At 68.5% G+C, this 22,611-nt stretch carries 24 protein-coding genes and 4 pseudogenes; 16 read left to right on the forward strand and 12 right to left on the reverse strand.

Translation table 11 applies throughout. The features are described 5' to 3' along the window. Positions 1-31 precede the first annotated feature (31 nt). Positions 32-313: pseudogene (locus AC068D_RS18880) on the reverse strand (IS5/IS1182 family transposase); the annotation flags it as partial. Between the two features lie 82 nt (positions 314-395). Between AC068D_RS18880 and AC068D_RS18885 the strand changes: the two are divergent. Further along, positions 396-809, forward strand: coding sequence for an ABC transporter permease (locus AC068D_RS18885; protein WP_478824136.1), 414 nt, complete (start codon positions 396-398; stop codon positions 807-809). Between the two features lie 81 nt (positions 810-890). Here the strand turns inward: AC068D_RS18885 and AC068D_RS18890 are convergent. Then, positions 891-1,103, reverse strand: a pseudogene (locus AC068D_RS18890) (IS1380 family transposase); the annotation flags it as partial. 310 nt (positions 1,104-1,413) lie between these two features. Here AC068D_RS18890 and AC068D_RS18895 point away from each other — a divergent pair. Both AC068D_RS18895 and AC068D_RS18900 read left to right on the forward strand, forming a co-directional pair. After that, positions 1,414-1,893, forward strand: a complete 480-nt coding sequence (locus AC068D_RS18895; RefSeq protein WP_478824137.1) for a VOC family protein — start codon at positions 1,414-1,416, stop codon at positions 1,891-1,893. A 149-nt stretch (positions 1,894-2,042) separates the two neighbouring features. Next, complete coding sequence (locus AC068D_RS18900; protein WP_478824138.1) at positions 2,043-2,507, forward strand: hypothetical protein; 465 nt, start codon at positions 2,043-2,045, stop codon at positions 2,505-2,507. Positions 2,508-2,621: 114 nt separating this feature from the next. Here the strand turns inward: AC068D_RS18900 and AC068D_RS18905 are convergent, their stop codons facing one another. Next, positions 2,622-2,906 (reverse strand): hypothetical protein, encoded by a 285-nt coding sequence (locus tag AC068D_RS18905; RefSeq protein ID WP_478824139.1) that lies wholly within the window; start codon positions 2,904-2,906, stop codon positions 2,622-2,624. A 406-nt stretch (positions 2,907-3,312) separates the two neighbouring features. On the opposite strand from AC068D_RS18905, the gene AC068D_RS18910 reads away from it, so the two are divergent. Both AC068D_RS18910 and AC068D_RS18915 read left to right on the forward strand, forming a co-directional pair. Then, positions 3,313-3,594 carry a hypothetical protein gene (locus tag AC068D_RS18910; RefSeq protein WP_478824140.1) on the forward strand — a complete coding sequence of 94 codons (282 nt, stop codon included), beginning with the start codon at positions 3,313-3,315 and terminating at the stop codon, positions 3,592-3,594. A gap of 488 nt (positions 3,595-4,082) precedes the next feature. Continuing rightward, positions 4,083-4,580: a hypothetical protein gene (locus tag AC068D_RS18915; RefSeq protein ID WP_478824141.1), complete on the forward strand. Its 498-nt coding sequence runs from the start codon at positions 4,083-4,085 to the stop codon at positions 4,578-4,580. Positions 4,581-5,074: 494 nt separating this feature from the next. Here AC068D_RS18915 and AC068D_RS18920 read toward each other — a convergent pair whose 3' ends face one another. Next, positions 5,075-5,230 (reverse strand): hypothetical protein, encoded by a 156-nt coding sequence (locus AC068D_RS18920; protein ID WP_478824142.1) that lies wholly within the window; start codon positions 5,228-5,230, stop codon positions 5,075-5,077. A 61-nt stretch (positions 5,231-5,291) separates the two neighbouring features. Here AC068D_RS18920 and AC068D_RS18925 point away from each other — a divergent pair, with 61 nt between their 5' ends. Together AC068D_RS18925 and AC068D_RS18930 are read left to right on the forward strand one after the other, a co-directional pair. Then, on the forward strand, positions 5,292-6,029 hold the full coding sequence (locus tag AC068D_RS18925; protein ID WP_478824143.1) for a rhodanese-like domain-containing protein: 738 nt from the start codon (positions 5,292-5,294) through the stop codon (positions 6,027-6,029). Between the two features lie 405 nt (positions 6,030-6,434). After that, a complete protein-coding gene (locus tag AC068D_RS18930; protein ID WP_478824144.1) occupies positions 6,435-6,809 on the forward strand; it encodes a VOC family protein in 375 nt (124 codons plus the stop codon). An 881-nt stretch (positions 6,810-7,690) separates the two neighbouring features. Here the strand turns inward: AC068D_RS18930 and AC068D_RS18935 are convergent. Then, positions 7,691-8,607 (reverse strand): annotated as a pseudogene (locus AC068D_RS18935) (IS982 family transposase). A gap of 393 nt (positions 8,608-9,000) precedes the next feature. Next, positions 9,001-9,732, reverse strand: a complete 732-nt coding sequence (locus AC068D_RS18940; protein WP_478824145.1) for an SDR family oxidoreductase — start codon at positions 9,730-9,732, stop codon at positions 9,001-9,003. Positions 9,733-9,827: 95 nt separating this feature from the next. Here AC068D_RS18940 and AC068D_RS18945 point away from each other — a divergent pair, with 95 nt between their 5' ends. The 4 genes from AC068D_RS18945 to AC068D_RS18960 all read left to right on the forward strand — a co-directional run bounded on the left by AC068D_RS18945 (position 9,828) and on the right by AC068D_RS18960 (position 12,963). Further along, positions 9,828-10,679, forward strand: a complete 852-nt coding sequence (locus AC068D_RS18945; RefSeq protein ID WP_478824146.1) for a LysR family transcriptional regulator — start codon at positions 9,828-9,830, stop codon at positions 10,677-10,679. A gap of 273 nt (positions 10,680-10,952) precedes the next feature. Beyond that, positions 10,953-12,098, forward strand: coding sequence for an FG-GAP and VCBS repeat-containing protein (locus AC068D_RS18950; protein ID WP_478824147.1), 1,146 nt, complete (start codon positions 10,953-10,955; stop codon positions 12,096-12,098). Further along, positions 12,028-12,261 (forward strand): FG-GAP repeat protein, encoded by a 234-nt coding sequence (locus AC068D_RS18955; RefSeq protein WP_478824148.1) that lies wholly within the window; start codon positions 12,028-12,030, stop codon positions 12,259-12,261. The genes AC068D_RS18950 and AC068D_RS18955 overlap by 71 nt, the downstream gene beginning before the upstream one ends. A 528-nt stretch (positions 12,262-12,789) precedes the next feature. Continuing rightward, positions 12,790-12,963 (forward strand): hypothetical protein, encoded by a 174-nt coding sequence (locus AC068D_RS18960; RefSeq protein ID WP_478824149.1) that lies wholly within the window; start codon positions 12,790-12,792, stop codon positions 12,961-12,963. 2 nt (positions 12,964-12,965) lie between these two features. Here AC068D_RS18960 and AC068D_RS18965 read toward each other — a convergent pair whose 3' ends face one another. From AC068D_RS18965 to AC068D_RS18975, 3 genes are all read right to left on the reverse strand, one after another. Then, a complete protein-coding gene (locus AC068D_RS18965; protein ID WP_478824150.1) occupies positions 12,966-13,748 on the reverse strand; it encodes a 2-phosphosulfolactate phosphatase in 783 nt (260 codons plus the stop codon). Between the two features lie 50 nt (positions 13,749-13,798). Next, entirely contained in the window at positions 13,799-13,939 is a 141-nt protein-coding gene (locus AC068D_RS18970; RefSeq protein ID WP_478824151.1) for a hypothetical protein, read from the reverse strand. Between the two features lie 249 nt (positions 13,940-14,188). Continuing rightward, the gene (locus AC068D_RS18975) at positions 14,189-16,540 is read right to left on the reverse strand and encodes a macro domain-containing protein (protein ID WP_478824152.1); all 2,352 of its coding nucleotides are present in this window, start codon (positions 16,538-16,540) and stop codon (positions 14,189-14,191) included. 214 nt (positions 16,541-16,754) lie between these two features. Here AC068D_RS18975 and AC068D_RS18980 point away from each other — a divergent pair, with 214 nt between their 5' ends. The 3 genes from AC068D_RS18980 to AC068D_RS18990 all read left to right on the forward strand — a co-directional run bounded on the left by AC068D_RS18980 (position 16,755) and on the right by AC068D_RS18990 (position 19,122). Then, a complete protein-coding gene (locus tag AC068D_RS18980; protein ID WP_478824153.1) occupies positions 16,755-17,294 on the forward strand; it encodes an ArsR/SmtB family transcription factor in 540 nt (179 codons plus the stop codon). Between the two features lie 17 nt (positions 17,295-17,311). Next, positions 17,312-18,586, forward strand: a complete 1,275-nt coding sequence (locus AC068D_RS18985) for an MFS transporter (protein WP_478824154.1) — start codon at positions 17,312-17,314, stop codon at positions 18,584-18,586. 74 nt (positions 18,587-18,660) lie between these two features. Further along, positions 18,661-19,122 (forward strand): ATP-binding protein, encoded by a 462-nt coding sequence (locus tag AC068D_RS18990; RefSeq protein WP_478824155.1) that lies wholly within the window; start codon positions 18,661-18,663, stop codon positions 19,120-19,122. A gap of 170 nt (positions 19,123-19,292) precedes the next feature. On the opposite strand, the gene AC068D_RS18995 is transcribed toward AC068D_RS18990, so the two are convergent. Further along, complete coding sequence (locus AC068D_RS18995; protein ID WP_478824156.1) at positions 19,293-19,784, reverse strand: RING finger protein; 492 nt, start codon at positions 19,782-19,784, stop codon at positions 19,293-19,295. Between the two features lie 503 nt (positions 19,785-20,287). On the opposite strand from AC068D_RS18995, the pseudogene AC068D_RS19000 reads away from it, so the two are divergent. Further along, a pseudogene (locus AC068D_RS19000) lies at positions 20,288-20,377 on the forward strand (IS21-like element helper ATPase IstB); the annotation flags it as partial. A 38-nt stretch (positions 20,378-20,415) separates the two neighbouring features. Here the strand turns inward: AC068D_RS19000 and AC068D_RS19005 are convergent. Further along, complete coding sequence (locus AC068D_RS19005) at positions 20,416-20,952, reverse strand: 2'-5' RNA ligase family protein (RefSeq protein WP_478824157.1); 537 nt, start codon at positions 20,950-20,952, stop codon at positions 20,416-20,418. Between the two features lie 276 nt (positions 20,953-21,228). On the opposite strand from AC068D_RS19005, the gene AC068D_RS19010 reads away from it, so the two are divergent. After that, on the forward strand, positions 21,229-21,633 hold the full coding sequence (locus AC068D_RS19010; RefSeq protein WP_478824158.1) for a hypothetical protein: 405 nt from the start codon (positions 21,229-21,231) through the stop codon (positions 21,631-21,633). Here the strand turns inward: AC068D_RS19010 and AC068D_RS19015 are convergent. After that, positions 21,598-22,433, reverse strand: a protein-coding gene (locus AC068D_RS19015) for an IS5 family transposase (RefSeq protein WP_478824233.1) whose coding sequence is annotated in 2 segments (ribosomal slippage) — positions 21,598-22,091 and positions 22,091-22,433 — 837 coding nt in all. Because the reading frame shifts where the segments join, the coding sequence is not laid out codon by codon here. The two genes, AC068D_RS19010 and AC068D_RS19015, sit on opposite strands and share 36 nt — an antisense overlap. Between the last annotated feature and the right edge of the window lie 178 nt (positions 22,434-22,611).

Below are 22,611 nucleotides of genomic sequence, written 5' to 3' on the forward strand. Positions count from 1 at the left end.
CAGGCGGGCCGATGCCCTACAAACCGGCTGATCACGGCTTGAGCCACAGGCGGATCGAAGCCACGGTGACGGTGCCGTAGAAGACGTAGGCGCGCTTGTCGAACCTCGTGGCCACGGCTCGGAAGTTCTTGAGAGCGTTGATCGTCCGCTCCACTTCATTCCTGCGTTTGTAGATCGTCTTGTCGAACCCGGTGGGCCTCCCGCCGCGACTGCCGCGTCTTTTGCGGTGGGCCCGTTGGTCCTTGGGTTCGGGGATGGTGTGCTTGATCTGGCGTCGGCGCAGGTAGCGGCGGTTGCGGCGGGAGTACGCCCGGAAGGTCGCCGCCGTCGTACAGCCGCTGGGCGGCGACGCCACGACCAACACTTCCTCGGGGCAGGAGGGCGTCATCCTCATCATGTCCGCGATGGCGGTGCTGCTCACCCTGATGCTGGTCTGCGTGGCCGGCCTCGGCGTACTCAACTCCGTGATCCTGGACACCCGGGAACGCATCCACGACCTGGGCGTCTGCAAGGCGATCGGCATGTCACCGCGGCAGATCACGAGCCTCGTGCTCTCCTCGGTGGCCGCGATCGGCGTGCTCGGCGGGCTGATCGGCGTGCCGGCGGGGTACGCGCTGCACGGCCTCATCATGCCGGTGATGGGGCGTGCCGTAGGCACCAGTCTGCCGTCGCCGGTCCTCGATGTGTACGAGCCTGATCAGCTGCTCCTGCTGGGGCTGGGCGGGGTCGTGATCGCGGTACTGGGCGCGCTGGTCCCGGCCGGCTGGGCGGCCAGGGCGCGTACGGCCACGGCGCTGCGCACCGAGTAGCGTCCGGCGGAGCGCGAGCCGCTGGGGCAGATCCGCCAGGTCCGCGAAGTCGGGCTGCCCGTCCAGGCACAGGCCTCGTCGGCGGAGTCGGAGATGGCTGGGTTCCGACCTGCGGGTTCTGCCGGTCAGAGCGGCATGGGCATCCAGGTCGGCAGGTCGAGGTCTGTCTCGACGATCTCCAGCCAGCTCTGGTTCGGCGTGGTGTTGTGCAGGGGCAGGTTGGCAGGCCGGTGGCGCGGCGGCATCTCGGATGCGCTCCTCGGCGCGTGCCCGCTGGCGGTGACGCAGTTCGAGACGAAGTCCATACCCCCGGGGTGCAGCCACGGGATGCACCCCGGGTGCATCGCGTACCCCGTCGGTCTAACGTGGAGATGTAGGTGGCATGGGGTTGACACTGCAACGAGTTGCCCAGGGACGGCACTTCGCCGCTGGGAGCAGCCGGAAATCCTCGTGGACGAGTGGCGCACGCCTTCAGCCCCTCCGGTAGGCCCGTGCCCACCGACGACGCATGCCCGGGGCGTCAATGCCGAGCTGCTCGGCCGCCCAGAGCTGCGCGGCCACGTCGTCCTCATGGATTTCAGGGCATCGGGCGCGGGAGAACGATATGAACACTCAAGAGCAGGGCGGCGCACAGGGTGGCGTCAAAGAGCCGATCGTGGATATGAAGATCGAGGTCCACATTATCCCGGTCGCTGACGTCGACCGTGCCCTGCGCTTCTACCAGAGCCTGGGATGGCGACTCGATGCGGACTTCGAGGCCGGCCCAGAATTCCGCATCGTTCAGCTGACGCCGCCCGGGTCGGAGTGCTCGATCATCTTCGGCCGCGGGGTCATCTCCGCGGCGCCTGGATCCGCAGAGGGCTACCTCGTGGTCTTCGACCTCGACAAGGCCCGCGCCGACCTCGCCAGCCGCGGTGTTGAGGTGAGCAAGATCTTCCACAAGGTCTACGACACCGGCGCTGAAGTACGGGTCGACGGCCGCGATCCAGACGGCCGCAGCTACGCCTCCTACGCCTCGTTCAGCGACCCGGACGGAAACGGATGGGTGCTGCAAGAGGTGCAGGAGCGACTACCTGGACGATGACGAGCCAGGAGGCGGCCAGGCCGGGTCCGGGAACGGTGGCCGCCGTGCTGCGAGAGGCGCCGTCCAGTCGGCCGCACGTCGTCCGTGATCCGAGTGGTCTGGTCCCTGTGGCTGTTTGGGTACGGGCAGCGCCGGGGATTGCGAGGAGCATGATCCGAGCCATTGTGCGCGGCTGCGCAGCGGGGGCCGCGGGGACGACCGCATTGAACACCGTGTCCTATGCCGACATGGCTTTGCGGGGAAGGCCCGCCAGCAGTGTGCCGGAAACTTTGGTGGACACGATCGCCACCCGGATCGGGCTTCCGCTCCCGGACTCGGAAGAAAAGGGCAACCGGCTCACCGGTCTCGCAGCGGTGACGGGTACCGCCGTGGGATGCGCGACGGGCGCCGTTGTATCGCTGGTCCACCGGACAGGCGCTCGGATGCCCCTGTGGTTGGGAGGAGCTCTTACCGGAGCATTGGTGATGGTCGTCGCCGACGTGCCGATTGCCCGCCTCGGGATCAGCCATCCTCGCACCTGGTCAGCGGGCGACTGGGCCTCGGACGTGGTACCGCACCTTGTCTTCGGCCTGGTCACCTACGGCCTGGTGACCGCATGGGATCAGCAGCCGTGACCTTCGCCGCCACCATCTGACCTGCTCGGTGGGTCGGGCAGCCTCGGACCTTCGCCACGCCCCCTGGCAGCGCCCTGACTCGGGGCAAGCGGCCCGCGTCCCGACCGCGCCTTGTCATGCGGAAGCGACGACTTTCCCGGCTGTGACCTGGGGAGGGTTGGGGAGCAGGGACGCGAGGTTGTCCCGGACGAAGTCTGCCGCTTTCGAGACTGATTCCTCGGCTCCGGCCTGGTCCTGGAAAATGCTGGTCGAGACCATGACCCCGTTCCCGGCATCGATCCAGTAGTACGCCACGAACCCGGGGGTCTGGCGCATCAGTGGCACGAATCCCTCGTTCACCAGGCGTGCCGCCTCGGCTGGATCGGTCACCCCTTCGTATCGCCGGACTGCTGCGTACATGGCGGATCTCCTCGCGGGTTTGGGTGCGCGGTTCGGTTCTTGGCGCAGACGCCTTACCCCCGTGACGCCCACTTTGCTCGCAAGGCGTGCGGCAATCACCGGAAGGGCCGTCTTCTGGTGCTCCGAAACGGTGGTTTCCGGTACCTTTCCAGCCGTTGCGCACTCAGGTGGCTGGAGCGGTCGGTGCGCGGCAGGCGGCCATGTGGCATTGAGACGCCCGAGGGGTCTTCGCGGTGGACGAGAGCTGCAGATCCAAGCCCTTGTGCGGACGCGCACCGGTCTTGCCCATGGTCGTCCTGGGTATCCCCGAGCGAGGCGGCTGTGCCGGCGGTGGGTGGTGTGGTTCCGGTGGTGCCGTGGCGGTGGGTGCACAGCGCGCAGGCGTGGACGGGTTGCTGATCGGTCCTTGAGCCCGCTTCCAGTGCGCGGCCGCCAACTCTCCAGCCGGGACATCCGGCACACGCTGTTCGGTCTCTACGTGCTGGTCCATGACCTGACCGCCCGGGCCCGGCACTTCGCCCGAGGCAACCGCCTGCTAGTCGCCCACGTGTCCAGCGGCGGCGGCCGCAGTGGCGGAGGCCGGGGCTGGCGCCCGAGACTCACGAACGGAGCGCTGATCAGCAAGCTCGGCGGGCCGTGGAATCTGCTCTCGACGACGTGCACGACGAGGGCCAGCCGCTGTGGGTGACCTACATCGAGCTCCACCAAAGCCCGTCGCGCACACCGAGCGGACGTGGCGACCCGTTGCCTGCTCCGGGCATACGGCGGTGGAATGGGCCGGTCACGGACTCGGGCACCTGCCGGCCTGTCTTGCGCTCCCTTCGCGGGGAGCCGGAGCCCGCGTTGCCCCGGCTCGTTCCCGTCGGTGTCGTCGAGACCCTGTCTGGGAGTGGAGGGCGTACGACGGCGGCGTACGCGGACGTGCGAGGTACGGCACCCGGCCGTCGCCCTCCTCCCAGCCGCTCGCGGTATTCACCAACTCGGCTTTCCTGGGGTGAGAGTTCTCCTCCGCATGTCTTTCCGAACATGAATGCTGAATATCTCCGGATTCAACCTCTGGCTGATAATCGCGGACCCGGGGCGTCCGGAGGAAATCACCGTTGACAGCCGGACCGGGTCCAGTGAAATGCTGGCACCGGCTCCTTCCGCTCATCTCATCGATTTCACGGAGGTACTGTGCCCAGACGCCCGCGGTTAGCCGTCCTGACCGTCCTGCTCGCCACCCTCGCGGCTCTCACCGGCTCCGCGACCGCCGCCACGGCTGCCACTTCCGCGTCCTCCGCAGAGGCGGCCACCGCGCAGCCCCCGAGGGTCAGGCCCGACCTGAACGGCCTGCGCATCAAGGACGTCAGCGGCCCGGCGGTCTACCTCATCCTGGACGGGAAGCGCCGTCACGTCCCGAACCCCGAAACGTACAACAACCTGTTCCGCGACTGGAACGGAATTCAACACGTCGTCGACGCTGCCGCAATCGACAACGGCGGCCCGCTCTCCGACGGCGCATTTCTCGGCAAGGCCCCGAACGCCCCCGAGGTCTATCTCGTGAGCAATGGCGTCAAACGCTGGATCACCAGCCCGGCCGCCATGGACAAGTACCACTTCGCGTGGAACAGGATCGTCAGCATCTCCCCGGTGGCACTGGGCTCGATTCCCACGGCTGCCTCGATCTCCTGATCGACTGCACTGATCCTCCTGGATCCGCGGCCCGCCGCCCTCTCTCTCCGGCGGGCCGCGTCGGTGCTTCCGCGCAGGATCGCAGTAAAGCCGGGTGGGTGCCGGTGCGGCCTGTGCGCCCGACCGGAAGGTGCGCCGGTACAGGCCCGGTGAGGTGCCGAGCAGCGACCGCATGTGCTGGCGCAGACCCGCACCGGGTCTTCCCCGTACGCGACCGCCCACTCGACGCGCCACAGCTCCGCTGGCCAGCGGAAAGCGCCTGGAGCCGTGGGTGCGGCGAGGTTGGGCCCGAAGGAGCCCGTCGCCGTCGACAGGAAGCACCGTCACCCTCGCGCCGTACAGCCGCTCCCGTGCGTACAAGTCTCCAGCACGGCAGGGTGCTTGGTGGCCTGAGTGATCACGTGCGGGCGCGGGCGACCGGCGGCCAGGACCGCGCCACGCAGCGCCAGCAGGTCTGCTTCGGAACCGGACGCGGTGAGGACGAGCTGGCCGGATCAGGCGCCGAGCAGGCCGGCGACCTGGGTGGGGTCCTCGACGAGTGCCCGCCGCGGCACGTTCGAGTAGGGGTGGCTGCTGGAGGGGTCGCCGAAGAAGTCCGTCAGGTGCGGCGAGGCCGACCTGAGCGGGCTGACGCTGCGGGCTCTCGCCACCCCGGGACACACCGACGAGCATCTGTCCTTCCTGCTGCTGGACGGCTCCGGAGAGCTCGGGGTGTTCACCGGCGGGTCGCTGATCGTGAACTCCGCCGCCCGCACCGACCTCCTCGGCCCGGAGCGCACCGCGGAACTCGCCCGGGCCCAGTACCGGTCGCTGAAGCGCCTGACGGCGCTGCCGGACGAGACCGCGGTGTGGTCCACCCACGGCGCCGGGTCCTTCTGCTCTGCCCCGCCCGGCACCGAGCGCACCACCACCATCGGCGCCCAGAAGCAGACCAACCCGCTGCTGGCCGCACCGGACGAGGAAACCTTCGTGTCCCAGCTGATCGCGAGCCTGGGCACCTACCCCGCCTATTTCGACCGGCTCGCCGAGATCAACCGCCGCGGCTCCGCCGTACTGACCGTGGACCCGTTGCTGCCTGCCCTGTCCGCGCAGCAGGTCTGGGCCCTGATGTCGGGGGGTGGCCACGTCGTCGACGTCCGTCCGGCCGCTGACTACGCCGCCGGTCACATCCCCGGTGCCCTGTCCATCCCGCTGCGTGACCAGTTCGCCACCTGGCTCGGCTGGCTCCTGCCTGACACCGCACCCCTCGTCTTGGTCACCGGCAAGGACCAGGACTTGAGCGAGATCGTCTGGCAGTCCTACAGGATCGGATACGAACGCCTGGCCGGCCGCCTCGCCGGCGGGATGGCTGCCTGGCTCGCCGACGGCAAGCCCCAGACCGCCACCGCGTTCGTCACTGCCGACCGTGCCGGGGGCCGTGGCGTCTGCATGCCGTCCCCGACGGCATGACCGCCTCGGAGTTGCGCTGCCTCGAGTTTCGTAGAGTCCGGTGATCTCGGTTCAGGCGACTGCGAGGTGTCCTGGATTCGCCAGAACTTCCATTCACGCCCGCGCCGAGCCGAAGACCCGCTCCGCCCCCCAACTCGCCTCATCCGTCAGTGCATCGCCTACCCGGCCAAGGCGCCGACGAGCCACCCGCGATCGCTGTCCTGTTGTCGCAACCAACAAGATCAAGTAAGGTCAGCCGACGTGAACACCGGACCGGCGCAACGCCACGCACAGATTGGCCACCCGGTGGGGGGCTGATCGCACAGCGGGTGCGCAGAAGGCACCCCCTCAGTTCGGCACGCGGACCTCCCAATGCTCGCGCACCGCGAGTCCATTCTCCGTGTCGAAAACAACGAGGTCAGCTGAATGTCAGTCACGTTCAACCACACGATCATCGCCGCCAAGGATCGCAACGAGTCGGCTCAGTTCTTCCGCGAGCTGTTGGAAGTCCCGGAAGCACCGTCCTGGGGCCCGTTCACCAACATCCAGCTCCCCGACGGCGTGCTGCTTCAGTTCGCCGAGCCGCCGGTGGAGATCCAGATGCAGCATTACGCGTTCCTGGTCGACGACGAGCTGTTCGACCGGGCGTATCGGCGGCTATGTGATCGCGACATCGAGCACTGGGCCGATCCGCAGATGCAACGCCCGGGCGAGATCAACAACGGGCACGGCGGTCGAGGGGTGTACTTCAAAGACCCTGCCGGTCACGCGATTGAGCTGATCACCCGCCCGTACCTGTAACCGAGGAAGTGCCTGGTCGGGCACCCGAAACGAGGCGCCCGACCAGGCAACCAACCGGCGAAACCCTACTGTTGCCTCAGCGGGCCAAAACGCCGCGATCGGCTCGCAGACGCGTTCGCGGCGGGCCAGGGGGCGCATTACCGGAAGGAAGCCGTGACGAGCCACGGCGATGCGGGTGAGGCAGCCGGATACCGCATCGGTGGCTTCAGCAGGTGCCGACAGGGTGGGTGCCTCCAGAATGACGGTCGGGCACGTGGAACGCGCCCGGCAAGGGCGGCGCCCAGGCCGACATCGTGCTCACCGCCCGCAGGACAAGGTGCCGCTGCTGTTCATCGAGTTCGACAACTCTCAGGAGGATTTCGGGCCGCATCGGGACGAGTTGCGGCCTGCTGCTGTGGCCCGGCTGCTTCAGTTGCGTGGGCGGGGCGGGGGAGTTGACCACGGCTCATGTGCGGTTGGCTGCCGGGTCGGTGGGTGTGAGCGTGCGGCAGGTGTGGCTCTGGCCGGCGCAGGCCGAGCAGACCGGTTCCGTGGAGAAGCCGGAGCGCAGACGTTCCGGTGCGGCCTGCGTCGCGGAAGCAGGCGTGTCCCGGCGCGCGGGCCGAGGATCCTGCTGCTGCGAGCACGCGCCGGCGTCCCGGGCGGTGGACAGTTTGCGGCGACCTCTCCGGCAGGTCCTGGGTGATCCACCGCACCCGCCGGATCGTCCGAGGATCCTGCTGGCGCGGCGAACCCGAATCGCGCCCTGGTGTGGAAGACGGAGCCTTCCGCTTCGGCCCGGGCACGCACGCGAGCCCGTATCCGGGGCTGCCACGGAGTCGGGACCGCTTCCTCGATCGCCGATCGGCACCCCGACCTGTCTAGATGAATGATGCGAAAGGTTAGTGGTCATAGGCGGTCAGCGAGCGCATGACGGGCTGGCCGGTGTGGTCGTTGCGCCAGATCGCGCTGGTCAGGGCGAGGATGCGTTGTAGGACGCGGGCCATCACTCCGCACAGGGTCCGGCCCTGGTGGCGTTCGAGGTCGAGTTGGGCCTTGAAGGTCTGGTTGACGGACTCGATGACCTGTCGTAGCGGCTTGAACAGGGCGGATCCGGCCCGTGGGGGTTCGCCCTTGCGGGCCGGCCGCAGCAGGCGGACTCCCCACTCGGTGAGCTCGTGTTCGAAGGTGCGGCCGTAGTAGTGCCGGTCGGCGATGAGGGTCTGTCCCGGGCGGGAGGCTACGAGGTCGGGCCCGGCGTGGAGCATGTCGAGCAGGGTCTGCCGTTCGTCGGCCTTCGCGCCGGCGAGCGTGAAGGCGACGGGCAGGCCGTGCAGAGTGCACACCAGGTGCAGGCGCGCAGGCCCCAGAAGTACCGGGAGTGGCTGGCGCATTAGCCGTACTCGGCTCAGCCGGCCAGGTCGGATCGCTTTGCGGTCTCGCGGGAGCGGCCGCATTCCACCGGGGTGGAGTCGACGACCCACACGGTGTCGGTCCACAGCGAGGTGTCTGTTGCGAGGAGGCGGTTGACCTGGGCGATCAGGTCGGTGGCCTTGCGCAGGCGCCGGTTGTGGCCGGGATGTCCGGGCAGGTAGGGGAACAGGTGCCGCAGGTGGGCCTGGGCATGGCGGATTTAGCGGCGTTCGGAGGTGAAGCCGAGCAGGGCCTGCATCACCGCGAGGGTGACCAGCTCGGCATCCGTGAGCCGGGGCGGGATCCCGACGACGGGGCGCCACGGCGCCAGGTACGGCGATTCCTTCAGCAGGTCGTCGGTCTTCACGTAGAGCGCGGTCGCGAGGGAGTCCAGGTCTGGCGTCACAACCGACCTTTGGACTCCCTCGCTTCATGTCATGCGCGCCAGCGAGCCCTTCTGTGACTTGCCAAGACAGGTGTCACCAATTCTGCGGGCCGACCTGGTCTTCGGTGGCGCAGCGGTCGAGCCACTTGCCACCAGATGGTCGACCTCGTTGCCACCTGCTCCGAATTTTCGGCCCAGTTGTCACCGAGCGCATGGAGATTCGGCAGGTCAGAGGATTGGTGAACAGCAGTGAGGTCTTGCGATTCGGATCCCCCGGGTCACGATGGTGGAGCCGGTAGCGGTGCGGGGCGTTGCCCCGGGCACCGGAGCGTTGGCAGGGACGGCCACCACGGATCTGTTCGAGATGCGTGGGCGCAGCGGCATCAGCCTGGCGGGTGATGGCTGTCGTGCACATCACCAGGGCACTACGCCGGCGTCGTCGAAGAACTGTCCGGTGGGGCCGTCGTCGGGCAGGGTCGCGAGTCTGATGGCGATCGCCGCGCCCTGTTCGGGGGTGCGCACGCCGCGGAAGCCGTTGAGGTCGGTGGCGACGTAGCCGGGGCAGCCGGTGTTGATCAGGATGTTCGTGCCGCTCAGCTCCCGGGCGTATTGGACGGTGATGGCGTTCAGGAACGTCTTCGACGGCGCGTACGCTGCGGACACCGGACCTGCCGTCTGGTCGGCGGCGGGTCCTGACTGCTTGGTGAGGGAGCCGACGCTGCTGGACATGTTCACGATCCGTGGTGCGGCGGAGCGGCGCAGCAGCGGCAGCATCGCGTTGGTGACGCGGATGACGCCGATCACGTTGGTGCCCACGACCGTGTGGATGGTGGCGGGGACGATCCGGGTAGGCTCCTGTGGCATGTCGCCGGCGATGGCGGCGTTGTTGACGAGCACGTCGAGGCGTCCGGCCTGTTCGTCGATCAGCCGTGCGGCGGCGGTCGCGCTCGCGTCGTCGGTCACGTCCAGCGGTACGTCGAACGCGTCGATGCCAGCGGCGCGCAGTTTCTCCACCGCGGCGCTTCGGCGCTGGTCGTCGCGGGCGCCGACGCCGACGCTCCAGCCGAGGGTGCCCAAGCCTGCGGCGATCTCGTAGCCGATTCCCTTGTTCGCGCCGGTGACCAGCGCGATCGTCCGTTCAGTCATAGGGACGATGCTGCCTTCGAGCCTCGGCGGGGGTCCAAGACCGATCGGGTGCGCAACGATACCGTCAGGGTATTGATCCGGGATAGCGTGGCCGGATGGAGACCCGGGAACTGCGGTATTTCGTCGCTGTCGCTGAAGAGCTGCACTTCGGGCGTGCCGCGCAGCGGCTCGGGATCGCGCAGCCACCGTTGTCACGGGCGATCCAGCGGCTCGAACGCCGGCTCGGGGCAGTGCTGTTGGATCGGTCCAGTCGCGCTGTCACGCTGACCGAGGCCGGCTCGGTGCTGTTGGTCGAGGGCCGGGCGGCTCTCGACGCGGTCGAGGCCGCCGAGCGTCGAACCCGCCGCGCCGCCCTTTCCGTGACCGGCCGCCCCGGCCTGGTCCTGGTCACGAAGGCCAGCGCGTCCAGGGAACTGCTGGCGAGACTGCTCGACGCCTACGCCGCCGAACCCGGCGCGGTCCCCGTCGACGTCATCCTGTGCGGTCCGGCCGAGCAGGAACGACTCCTGCGCGAGGGCCGGGCCGACGTGGCGCTGCTGCACCGGCCGTTCGACTCGACGGCCGGATTCCACACCGAAGAGCTCAGCACGGAGGGTCAGGTTGTGGTCCTGCCGGCCGGGCATCCGCTCACCGCCCGGGCCCATGTGCACATGGCCGACATCACCGGGCTGCCGGGCCTGCCCCTCCCACGCTGGCCCGACCCCGACGGCACCTACCCACCCGGCCCCGGCCCGCAGGTCCGCGACCATGCGCAGTTGTTGCAGCTCGTCGCGCTCGGCCGTGCCTGTGCGGTCTCACCGGAGTCGTGCCAGGCCCAACTGCACGGTGACCTGGCCGCCGTGCCCGTGCTGGACGCGCCGACAGTCACCACCGTGATCGCCTGGCCACCGCACAGCCGGTCCAGAGCCGTCGCCGACCTCATCCGGACTGCGACACGTCTTCAGTAGCTCCCACCCGCCCGGCCAGGCTCCACTCATCGTGGCCCGGCTCAGGCGGCAGATCGCGGTGGGTGCACGCGGCTGGTGCCAGTCTGCGCGACCAGGTGACATCCATCTCGACCACTCACACCTTCGCATCATTCATCTAGTGGCCGGTTGCACTCGTTCGATCTCACTTTGTCACTGTGTATGGGGAGGGGAAATCGGGTGGGGAGATCCAGAAGAGGCAGGCTGGCGACCGCGGTTGTCGGCTCCTGTGCCGCTGTGGTCGGCTCGGTGGTCATGCCTGCCGACGCCATGGCGAAGCCCATTGCCGCGCGGGCGGATTTCAACGGGGACGGTTACCAGGACCTGGTCGTCCCGGCGCCCGCGGCGACGGTGGGTGGCAAGGTCGGTGCGGGCGCGGTCGTGGTGCTGTACGGCTCCAGGACCGGGGTTTCCACCGCGCGCAAGGCCATCATCACCCAGAACACCGCCGGTGTGCCGGGTACCGCGGAGGCCGGTGACCTCTTCGGCGCGTCGACGGCGTTCGCCGACCTGGACAAGGACGGTTTCAGCGACCTGGTCGTCGGCCCACCCGACGAAGGCACGAGCGCCGCGCACTCCGGCATGGTCACCGTGCTGTGGGGCGGCAAGAACGGCCTGGCCGCCGGGAGTACGCTCCCCGTCCGGGTGGTCAAGAGCGGCCGGTACGGACTGGATGTCGCCGCGGTGCGCGCAGCGCATGTCCTGGTCGCCGGCTACGACGGGTCGATGGAGTTCAAGTACACGATCAAGCGCGACGGCTCGGTCGGCGAAACGGTAGAGCAGTGCTGTACCGGCTCGGTCGCCCTCGCCGACTACGGGGACTTCCGGCGCTCCAAAGTCACCGATCGGATCGCGACCTCGCTCCGTGCGGGGGGCTACAGCGCTGGCCTGGTGTACGTCAACCCCGTACGACACGACCCGCTGCCCGTCGACGGCACGACCACCGCTACCGGACACGTCAACGGCGACGGCTATCACGACCTCGTCATCGGCGACCCCGACGAACCGGTCAACGGCACCAACGGCCACCTGGGTGGCGAGATAACCCTCTGGTACGGCGGCCCGGACGGTCTCGCTGCGGCGCCGGTGCACATCAGCCAGGACACGGCCGGCGTCTCCGGCACATCGACGAAGCAGAACAGGTTCGGCGAGGCCGTCGCCGTCGCCGACCTGAACAGCGACGGTCGCGGCGAGATCATCGTCGGTGTGCCCGGACAGCAGCGCAACGGCCAGGCGAGTGCCGGAGCCGTCGTCGTCATCCCCGGCCAGAGGACCGGCACGCTGGGCGCCGGCTCGTACGAGATCTCCCAGGAGTCCGGGTCGGTGCCGGGTGTCGGAGAGGGGCGACGGGTTCGGTCTCACGCTCGCGGTCGGCGACGTCAACACGGACGGTCACCCTGACCTGATCATCGGCGCGGAGGGCGAGGACAACTATCGCGGCGCGGTCTGGGTCCTGCCATGCACCGCCACCCGCCCCCTTGGGACGGGCAGCGTGAAATTGACCGCCGGGACCCTCGGAGTCGTCGGAAGTACCCCGTGGGTCGGCGGATTTCCGCCGTCGTGAGCTCTGGACATGCCCCGCCCCTTCACCGGGCGGGGCATGGAGTGCTCTGACTCGGCGGCGAACAGCAGGGGCGGACGACCGACGACCACCTCTGCCCCGGTGGGAATCCCCGGATCTATGACGGGAACCGCCGCCTCCGAAACCGCAGGAATCCCCATTGGTTGTGTGCGTGACTGCGGGAGCCGTTCCGAGTGACCACGGGAGTCACCATCTGACCGAGCCTGCGATGTCAGTGTGTTTTGACGTCACTTGGGGCTTGCGGTGGGACTGTGAGGTGTGCTTCTCCCGCTGGGGGCCTCACGGGTGACTCGCCGTCGAAGGCTGAGTTGCACGCAGCGATCCGCCGGGATCACCAGCTGGGCATGTCGCTTCGGGCGCTTCGGCGCACGCGAAAATGATGTGGAGAACCGTCCGGCGGGCTCTGGACGGGCAGTGGCCGGAGCCCCGGAAGAAGCAGCGGCCCAAGGAGTCCAGACTCGATCCCCACAAGCCGTTGATCGACGCGCGGAGGGCGGCTCCCTCTGGATAGTGAGCGAACTGGTCGCGGCACGCCCGCTCGCGGCGCTCCTCGCGGAGAAACCCCTGAACCCCTACCGGGCAGCGGAACTGCGCGCTGACCTGGAAGCTCCACCCAAGCAGAGGCACACTGCCCAGCGCATCTTCGACCGCCTGGTCGAAGGCCATGAGGCCGACGACATCTAGTTTCATGGGTTCGGGCGCGATCCCGTGGTGTCGGTGCTGTGGTCGAAGGCCCCGTCGGTGAGTACGGGGACGATCGCGCTGGCGTCGAGTTCGGTTGCGATGGCCACGTCGCCAGCGAACCCGCTCCGGGCCAGCTCAATGCCGGAGGAACAGGCGGCTACGGCACTCATGACATCGGCGGTCTGGGTGAAGCAAGTCCGTGCGGCAGCCGCCTCGCAGGACAGTGGGCCAACGCCTTGCGACTCCAGTTCGGCAATGATTGCCCCAGCACCCAGCAAGTCCTCCAGCGCAGGCCGCAGGCTTCCGTCCGGCCACCGCTCACCAGCAGCGATCACCAGGACGGGACGTTCCGCAGTCCCGTAGCCGTGCCGGGTCAGCCATCGCCCGACAGCGCTGGCGTTTCGCAGACAGCCTGCTACCACCGTCGAATCGCCTGCCGCCGCGGTGATGGCGGATCCGTTGGGTGAGGGCAGCACGAGTCGGGGGGTGAACGGGGCTTGCCGGAGTGCTGCCGGTGACAGCGACCATGGTGAGGTTGAGGTGGCGGCTCGACGCCCCACGGCCAGTGCCGCCGACTTGTTCTGAGCGAAGGCGGACGCCGTCTCGTCGCGCCAGGCATAGGGAAAGACCTGGGTTCCTGCTTCGACGGCGACGGTCACCGATGTCGTGAACGACAGCACGTCGACTACCACCAGGCAGGCGGCGCCCGACGCCAACTGCTGGGCGCCCGTGGGCCCCCATTCGAACCGGACGCCGTGCTCTTGCTGCAGGAACCAGTTGCTCATGGTGGTCAAGTCTGACACCGATCGGAGCAACGGCGAGGGCGATCTGGTGTTCACGGGCCGGGCAGGCGCCCGGTATCGACGTGGTCGGCGAGATAGATCAGAGCGGCCTGGGGGCCCATGCCGAAGACGGCGGCGACGAGCTTGGGGTCCATGGTGTTCACCAGGTCGGCCAGGCGAGTACTGCGGATCATCTGAGGCGGATGTCCGCAGTCGTCAAGGACATGGGAGAGGTTGGCAGTTGAGGCCGGGCTTCGCTCGGTCTTTGTTGTCCCCGGCCGATCTCCCCTGCGGGTATCCCGCCCCAGGCTCCTTCTGCGCCACACGGCATGGTTTGGGAGACCGGCGACATCGACGAGCAGATGCGCCGGTCAAGGTCCTGATCGCCGAAGTCGTGCCAGTAGTTGTGAGACGCTGGGCCCGTGGCCCCCCGAGCCGGTGGGTCAGGACACCAGGGGAGCGGCGTCCACTTCGGTCAGCTTGACCGTATACAGCCCGCTGCGCTCGCTCTTCACGTCCGTCACCTTGAGCTGCGTGCCCGGTGTGAGGATGTACTCCTCCTCCCCGGTGAAGGCGGAGAAGCACCTGATCCCGACTGCCTTGGCGGGCGTCACCTCGAAGAGCGTCCGCTTGCCGCGGCTGCCGAGGAAGGAGCGGGCCACGTTGAGCTCGGAGGTGCAGGAGGAGACGCCCCACCAGGTGACCGTCCGGCCCACCGGGTACTGCGCCCGAAGGTCCAGCGACACACCGCGCCACAGCGGCTGCGTGTGCGTGGGCAGCCCTGAGACCGCCGAGAACAGCAGCCGCAGGTACGGCAGGTAGGGCGTGACCCTGGTGCGGTCCGGGGAGCGGAGGACGGCGTTGATCTCGCGGTAGAAGGCGGACTCGCAGGTGTAGAGGTGGAGTGCGGCGATCGCGTCGGCGGACAGGCTGGTGGACATCTCGTCTGCCCGCTGCTTGCCGAACTTGTGTGACCGGTCGATGTGTCCGGCGAGCCCGGAGAGCGTTTCGGCGACTGGTGCGACGGCGTCCTGGAAAACCATGAGCGGGGTATCGAACACGCCGGTGATCGCGGGGAGAACCAGGCCCTCGTCCTTGACGCTGGTGAGCCGCTCCAAATACAGCTGGTGCAGGTTCATGGTCGACTCGATGAAGGCGCCCATGCGTGCCGCGACTACCCCGTCCGCACCGGTCGCCCGCTCGTTCCACCCCTTGCTCGGCAGCCAGTCGATCGCGTCGGCACCCAGCGAGATGAGAGCGTCGTTCACCATGGCGAAGTGGTCGCCCTCGCAGAAGATGTCGCCCTGCGCCGCCGGGTTCGCGTGGTCGATGTGCCGGACCTCGACGTCCGGGTACTTCTCCTGGAGTCGCAGGACGACCCTTTTCAGGCTCCGGGCGTGCGCCCCCCACCAGGCGAACACGATCCCGCGGTCCTCCTCGTCGGCGTCCTGCTTGGCCTTGAGGATCTCCTCGACGATCCGTTCGGCGACGGGCCGCCAGAACGCTGTGTGCTGGTCGGTACCCATCGCTCCGTCGCCGCTGGCAGTGAGAGAGGCGTTCAACAGCAGCACGCCCTGCGTGAGCATCGCCTGGAACCACCCCGGCGGCTGGACGGTGTCCTGCTCCTTCAACAGCGCGCGAACGTCGGCGATGGGCGTCTTCTTGGCGATGCCGTACTTCCACATCGCCGCTGCTTTGATGAGGCAGCGGATGCTGACGACCCTGCCGAACTGGCTGTCCTTCCAGTCGCTGAAGGTGTTGTCGAACATGGCTATGCCGGTCGCGCTCTCCGGCCGCGGGTAGGGGTTCTGGCCGAAGGCGACGACCTTCCACTTGTGCGGGGGGTTGGGCTTGAGAGCCTGGAAGGTCAGTTCACGAACCGGGACGACCTCAGGGCTGCGGCCCTTGCCGATAAACCGGGCTGCGTCCGGTAGCGCCTCGATGACCGGCTTCAGGAGCGGAAGCCAGGGCTCACCGCCGCCGTCGAAGAGTTCGGTGAGAGCCAGGGGATCGTTCGCGTCGGGCTGGGTCGGGGCGGCGCCGTTGATCGCGTCAGTCATGGGGGAGGAACTCTCGGTCGTCGTGGTCGAGGGATGGACGTGGTCGGCGGGTTGGCCGGCAGGGACGGGCTCGACGGCCTTCGGCGGGACTATGCGTACCCGCTCCTCGACGGGGGCGTTCTCGATGCCGTTCAGCTGCGTGATGATCGTGGTCCGCAACTCGTCGTCATCCTCGAACCAGTGGTCGTGGAAGAGCGTGTAGCCGGTCCACATGAGGTTGGCGCACACCCTGGCCGGGACCCGGCCGGTCTGCGCACCCATCCCGACCAGCGCCACGGAGCGGATGCTGCCCGGCGCCTGCCGGTTCTGCCGGTGAACGGCCTGGAACGCGGCGGCACATGCCAGCGCGACGTTCAGTGTCGCGCTCACGTTCTGCGAGGACTGCACCATGGTCGGCGTCGATATCAGGTACCTGGGGGTGGTTGCCCCCGAGGAGACGCAGACCGCGCTGCCCACCGGGAGGGCTCCGGCGAACCGATCGCGGATCGCGCGCTGCACACGCAGCTGGATGCCGGATCCGAGATGACGCTTGATGGCGGCGTCGACCCCTCCGTCCATCCGGCCCCGGGAGTTCGTCGGGGTGACCCAGGCATCGACGTCCTCGCCGAGGATCGAGCCCCTGCGTATCTCGATGCCGGGGGTGTCCGCGAACGCCGCCCGCCACGCCTCCACCACGCGCTCGTTCACGTCTGTCAGCACCACCCTCAGCGTGGGCTGAACACTGCTCTCGGTCATCGTCCACTCCTGTCGGGAAACGGCCCTTGCACCACCCCGAACATAACCGTCACCACTGACAACGGCGTTCCGGCGAGGGGCTGCTGACCAGCCCTCATCGCTGCGGAAAAGGGCACCCCGCCGATCGGCCGGAGGCCACCGTCGGAGGACTGATTCTGGAGGTCCGCGCGTAATCCCCTTGCTCAATGGTCAAGAATCGTTGACCATTGCTCGCATGCCTACCGATGATCTTCCCGAGGCGTTCCACGTCACCACGGACGAGCAGTTGCGCGCCGTTTCCAATCTGACGCGTCACCGGATCATGGCCGTGCTCCGCTTCGAGCCCGCGACGATCACGCAGATCGCCGAGCGGGTGGGCCTTGCGAAGGGGAGTTCCAGCTACCACGTACGGCTGCTGGAGCGGGCCGGCCTGGTGACGGTGGTACGGACGCGGAAGGTCCGGGGGGTCACCGAGCGGTACTACGCGATGGCCGCGCGGGCGATCGTGCTGCCGGATCCGGGCGAGGGAGGTCCGGATGTGCTGATGCGGCATGCAGTGGCGGACCTGGAGGCGTCGCCGGTGGATGGCGAGCGGCACGTGCGGATGGCGCATCTGCGGCTCACCGAGGAGCAGTTCGCGGAGCTGGGGGCGCGGCTGCAGGCACTGGCGGACGAGTACCGGGAGCTGTCCGATCCGTCGCTGCCGGACGCGTCACTCGTCTTCGCACTGTTCCACCCGGCATCGCGCGAGCAGGCCGAAGGGGACGCCAAGTGAGCTCAGACGTTCGCAAAATGCCGACCGGGTTCGGACGGCTGTGGACTGCGCAGACGGTGTCCTCGCTCGGTGACGGGGTGTCGCATGCCGCGCTGCCGCTGCTCGCGTTGACGTTGACGCAGGATCCGATGGCGCTCGCCGTCGTCACGGCCGCCGGAACGCTGCCGTGGCTGCTCTTCGGGGTGCTCGGCGGTGCGCTGGTGGACCGCTGGGACCGTCGGCGCACGATGTGGGTCACGGACGCGGCGCGTGCGGTGCTGCTCGCAATACCGTCGGCAGCGGCAGCGCTCGACGTGCTGAGCATTCCCCTGCTCGCAGCCGTCGCCTTCCTGCTCGGCCTCGGCGGACTCTTCTTCGACACGGCCGCCACGGCCTATCTGCCGGATCTGCTCGGCCGCGACCCCGCACTCCTCGAGCGCGCCAACTCCCGCCTGCGCGGCACCCAGACCGCCGCGTCCGGCTTCGCCGGGCCGCCCGCGGGCAGTGCGCTGCTCGCGCTCGGGAGGGCGCTTCCGCTGCTCGCCGACGCGGTCTCGTTCGCGCTCTCCGCACTGCTCGTACGGTCGCTGCCCGCCGCACCCCGGCCCGTACCGCAGGCCCGTGAGTCGCTGCTGCGGCAGGCGCGGGCCGGCGCCTCGCACGTATTCCGGGATCAGTTGCTGCTCGGGCTCGCGCTGCGTCCGGCGGTCGGGAACATCGCCTTCCTCGCCGTGGAGACCGTACTGGCCCTCTTCGCTCACGATCGCCTCGGCATCGACACCTTCGGCTTCGGCCTGCTCCTCACGGCGGAGGCCACCGGCGGTCTGCTCGGCGCGGGCATCGCCTCCTTCCTCGGCCGACGACTCGGCACCGGCACCGCGCTCACCTGCACGGCCGCAGTCGAGGGACTCGCCATCCTGGGCCTCGCCGCCGCCCCGAACCCCTACGTCGCCGGCCTCGCGCTCGCCGTCTGCGGTGCGGGCATGGGCGCCACGATGGTGCTCGGCCCCTCCCTCCGACAGGCGATCGTCCCCGCCCACCTGATGGGCCGGGTCGCCTCCACCTCCCGCATGCTCGCCATGTGCGCCGCCCCGTTCGGCGCCTTCCTCGGCGGCTGGCTGGCCACCACCTACGACGTACGCACCCCGCTCTACACCGCCGCCGGCCTCCTCCTCACCATGACCGCCGTCACCGCGACCATGACCAGCAACCGCCGGGTCGAAGCGGCGCTGCGTGCCGCCGCCCCGGCGGGCGGTCCAGAGCACCCGGCATCCAAGGAACCCGCGCAGGAGAGTGCACCCAACCTGTTGTGACGCCTGCCGCGAAGGCGTCACAACAAGTCGGGTGCCAGGGCCTCGCGGGGCGTGACGAGTGGCAGGTCGGTCGGGTGTTCGATCCGGAGGTGCTTGGCTACGTTCTGCGTGAGGTCGTGGAGGTGCCGACCGGTGATTTTCAGGACTTGCGGCAGTGGCGGCGCCAGGTCGTCAACATGGCCGCGGGCCTGGTGGAGGAGTATCAGCGGCCTGTGCTGGTTCCGATGACACTGGCGAACCCGGCGTATCTGGATGAGATCTTCGGCGCCCTGAAGGACGCGGGCATTCTGGTTCACCACTTCTTCCTGAAGGTCCCTGAGGACGTACTGGCCCGGCGGATTGGCGGGCGGAGCTTCACTCCTGATGATCCTGCGAAGGACGAGCAGGTCCGTGCCTGGTGCAAGTCCAAGATCGCGTCGTGTGTGGCCGCAGTCGATGACCTGCCGCAGGAAACCGCGCTGTTGGACGGCCAGTTGACGCCGCAGGAGCTGGCTGATGCTGTGCTCGCGCGAGTGGGCGCGGAATCGCGCCCGTGAGGGGGAAGAACTGCGCAGGACCCGGAGACCGTCAGATCGCCAGGCCCTGGTGCCTCAGCGAGGACCGGTGGCGACGAGCAAACGACACTGCGGTCGTCGTCCGGGTATCGCGCCCCATCTCCACCTGTCCACAGCGCCTCCGTGGATGACCACACCTCCACGGCGCCCACTCATTCGGGCCTCAGCCCCTCTGTCGGCGCCGAGAACAGACGCCGCGCGTTCTCGTCCAGTTCGGCAAAACCTTCGACGAGTTGGGCCGCGACACGCCAGGCGGCGGGAGTGTCGCCTGGTGCGAACTCCCAGAGGTGGAAGGCCTTTCCCGTGAATGTGTCGCTGACGGGCGCGCCGTTGCCGCATTGGCGGAGGAAGAAGGCGAGCCGACTGTGGGCGCGCCAACGGCCGGAGGGGAGCCGCTCCGGTGTGGACAGCTGTTCCAAAGTGTGAGATTCGTCGAAGAACCCTGCACGTGCCGCGAGGAAGTCACGCAGGCCCTGCTCGCCCTTCCAGATCAGCCCGTCCATGAAGCCTGTACGGAAGTCGCTGGTGAGGACCTCCGCGAGCATTCGCTCTGCGGATACGTGGGCCTGCAACAGCGCAAAGTACCGCTCGATCGTGTTCCAGGCGAGCGGCGCGACGCGCCAGGCGGTCGAATCGGCAGACATGACACCTCCGGAGCCCGACAGCGGCCCGGACGGCCGGGCACGAGGGTGCGCACGCTGCTGTCCCGGCCGCGCGGGCAGAAGAGCGCCCACTTCTGCCATGGTGGATCAGAAGCACGGCCGCCGCGATCCGGGCTGGCGCGCGCGGCCCCCACCCGCGGTGGCGGACCCTCGCCACCGCACGGCGCGAGCACCCGAGCGACTCGGCCTCCTCTGCCATCGGTGGTGAGGGTCCGCCCGTGCGCCGGGCCATGTATCAAGATCACTGTTGCATAGCGAACCGTGGGGGCTCTGCCGCACAGCGTCGCATGCACGGCCAACCCGGGACACCCACAGTTGCCGACATACCCCCGCGAGGTTGGCGCGGATCCTTGTCACGTGGTCCGGTCCGTAGCCACGTGACCGGGACTCTTGCGGTGTTGAAGCGAAGTCCGGCTCCCAAGCGTGCGCCCGGAGATTTTCGATCAACGCATTCTGTTCACCTCCGCGGCGCCAGCTTCTGGGTGAGGCGTTGCGGGGGTGTCGTGGACAGGCTTACCTTCGTGGGCACCATCATCGAGACCGGCACCGACTCCCACCACCTCGCACACGCCAAGAACAACAGGGCAACGCTGACCGACCAGCGCAACCGCGCCTACCCCAGAGGGAAGGATGCCCGCTGCCGCCACCGTGTCCCGTCGTGGACCAGCAAGTCGACCGACGAGACCTGCGCGACGACGGGGAGACCGGTGAGCAGGTCGGCCTCGGCCCTCTCCACGACAGCCTCGCTCTGGCCCTGGGCGACGGTCAGATGCGGGACAACATCGTCGAACTGCCCACCGAACGGCGGGTTTTCCGGCCACCGCTCCACGATCGCCTCGGTGAGACGCCTGAAGCCAGTGTTCGATTCGGGGGCGAGATACAGCACTCCAGGGAACCGGCCGCAGTGGTCGAACCGGGCCTCGAAGGACTGGTGCCGGCCGAGTACCTCGCCGATCGCGGTGCAGACACCCGCGTCAATGCGGCTCGCGTCGAGAAACGGGAAGAGCACGGTGACATGCGCAGGAACACCGGCAGGGGCCGAGGGGTCAAGCCGGTCACGCCACGCTCGCACCAAATGCTCCGCCTCCGGAACTCTCACGATCAGCCCAGACTGCCCAGCCTGGAATCCCTGCACGTCGTCATCCGCCATCGCATCTGTCTATCAGCGGGCCCCGACCGGCGGCGACCCGATAATCACCGCCGTGCCAAGCAGGACGGAGCACCACCCCAGCACGCACACAGGTGGGGCCAAATCACAGTGACAGATCATGCCCGCGAGATCACCAAGTGGGGCCGAATCCCGCTGTCGAACGGGGCCAGCTCACATTGTCGAAGCCCCTGTGGCCCAGCTCACTAAGAACTCCTAACGGAATGACTCTGTGGGCTCGGCTCCCCGGCGCGGGGTTGTGTCGGGCAGCATGGGGCCATGGACTTCGATCAGCCTCTGCCTCGCGAGCTGAAGGTCATTGATTCGGCCTCGCTGTTCAGGCTGGAGGAGCGGGCATGGGACCTCGGTTTGAGCCAGCGGTTGGAACCATCGTGGGTGCGAGCCAATGCGGCGCCTGATGGCACCCACTACCTGTGGCCGGCCCTGTGGCACAGCCTGTCCCACCGCCCGGACGTGCCACGCCAGCTGCGGTGCGAGCTGTTGATCACTCTGCGTGCGGGAGACCGCGTAATGAGCCTGCTGGACGTGCTTCCCGACGACTTCACCCCGCTGCCGAGGGTGACCTCACGCGAGGAAGGCATGCAGATCAGCCGGCTCCTTGACCGTGCTCCTTCGGTCAGGGAATGGCTACTGCGGGAGGGCGAGGGCTCGGACATGCTGTGACAGACGTCGCCAGCAGATGAGCGCGCACCCCAGGATGAGGAGCGCTTCGTGGATGTCGTCGCGGATCTCCCAGCGGATCCGCAGGCGGCGGAACCAGTGCAGATGGGCGAAGGAGCGCTCGACAACCCAGCGTTGGTTTCCGAGTCCGGAGCCGTGTTCGGTGCCGCGTCGCGCGATCAGTGGCTTCACGCCGAGCGCGCGGACCAGGCGGCGGTACTTGTCGTGGTCGTAGCCGCGGTCACCGAGTACCACGTCGGGGCGGCGCCGGGGTCGGCCGCGCTTGCCCCGCACGGGCGGCACTGCCTGGAGCAGTGGGATGAGCTGGGTGACGTCGTTGCGGTTGCCACCGGTCAGGGTGACAGCGAGCGGGATGCCGGTGGCGTCGGTGATCAGGTGGTGCTTGCTGCCCGTCCTGCCCCGGTCGACAGGGCTTCGTCCCGTCTTGGAGCCCCTTTTAACGCGCGGATGTGGGAGCCGTCGACCGCCGCCCTTGAGAAGTCCAGGGCGTCCTTGCTGCGGAGCTTGGCCAAGAGCTGTTCGTGAAGGCGGGGCCACACGCCGGCCTCGGTCCACTCGGCCAGGCGCCGCCAGCACGTCATGCCCGACCCGAAGCCGAGCTGCTGCGGCAGGTGTTCCCAGGCGATCCCGGTATGCAGCACGAACAGGATGCCCTGGAACACCAGCCGGTCCGGATGCCGCTTCCGCCCCGGATGCCGGGCCCGACGCTCAACCTTGGGCAGCAGCGGCTCGATCACCGCCCACAACTCGTCCTCGACTTCCCACGGCTTCGGCCGAGCCACCCCGCACCCCCGATCAACGCTCTCGAAGTGATCCAACCACCTCGAAGATCATTTCGTTAGGAGTTCTAAGTAGGTTCTGCGATGCGTCACTCCTCCTGCCACCGGGGCCGCTAATCTTCCGACACGTCGGTCGCCGGGTGGGCCCTGATCGAGCCGTTGCTGCCGGTGGACCTGCCGG

This window comes from Streptomyces sp. NPDC043861 (assembly GCF_056435905.1).

Coding starts and splice junctions, on each gene's coding strand:
- AC068D_RS18885 (WP_478824136.1), top strand. CDS start 396: ATGTCCGCGATGGCGGTGCTGCTCACCCTGATGCTGGTCTGCGTGGCC.
- AC068D_RS18895 (WP_478824137.1), top strand. CDS start 1,414: ATGAACACTCAAGAGCAGGGCGGCGCACAGGGTGGCGTCAAAGAGCCG.
- AC068D_RS18900 (WP_478824138.1), top strand. CDS start 2,043: ATGATCCGAGCCATTGTGCGCGGCTGCGCAGCGGGGGCCGCGGGGACG.
- AC068D_RS18905 (WP_478824139.1), bottom strand. CDS start 2,906: ATGTACGCAGCAGTCCGGCGATACGAAGGGGTGACCGATCCAGCCGAG.
- AC068D_RS18930 (WP_478824144.1), top strand. CDS start 6,435: ATGTCAGTCACGTTCAACCACACGATCATCGCCGCCAAGGATCGCAAC.
- AC068D_RS18940 (WP_478824145.1), bottom strand. CDS start 9,732: ATGACTGAACGGACGATCGCGCTGGTCACCGGCGCGAACAAGGGAATC.
- AC068D_RS18945 (WP_478824146.1), top strand. CDS start 9,828: ATGGAGACCCGGGAACTGCGGTATTTCGTCGCTGTCGCTGAAGAGCTG.
- AC068D_RS18950 (WP_478824147.1), top strand. CDS start 10,953: ATGCCTGCCGACGCCATGGCGAAGCCCATTGCCGCGCGGGCGGATTTC.
- AC068D_RS18965 (WP_478824150.1), bottom strand. CDS start 13,748: ATGAGCAACTGGTTCCTGCAGCAAGAGCACGGCGTCCGGTTCGAATGG.
- AC068D_RS18970 (WP_478824151.1), bottom strand. CDS start 13,939: ATGATCCGCAGTACTCGCCTGGCCGACCTGGTGAACACCATGGACCCC.
- AC068D_RS18975 (WP_478824152.1), bottom strand. CDS start 16,540: ATGACCGAGAGCAGTGTTCAGCCCACGCTGAGGGTGGTGCTGACAGAC.
- AC068D_RS18980 (WP_478824153.1), top strand. CDS start 16,755: ATGCCTACCGATGATCTTCCCGAGGCGTTCCACGTCACCACGGACGAG.
- AC068D_RS18985 (WP_478824154.1), top strand. CDS start 17,312: ATGCCGACCGGGTTCGGACGGCTGTGGACTGCGCAGACGGTGTCCTCG.
- AC068D_RS18995 (WP_478824156.1), bottom strand. CDS start 19,784: ATGTCTGCCGATTCGACCGCCTGGCGCGTCGCGCCGCTCGCCTGGAAC.
- AC068D_RS19005 (WP_478824157.1), bottom strand. CDS start 20,952: ATGGCGGATGACGACGTGCAGGGATTCCAGGCTGGGCAGTCTGGGCTG.
- AC068D_RS19010 (WP_478824158.1), top strand. CDS start 21,229: ATGGACTTCGATCAGCCTCTGCCTCGCGAGCTGAAGGTCATTGATTCG.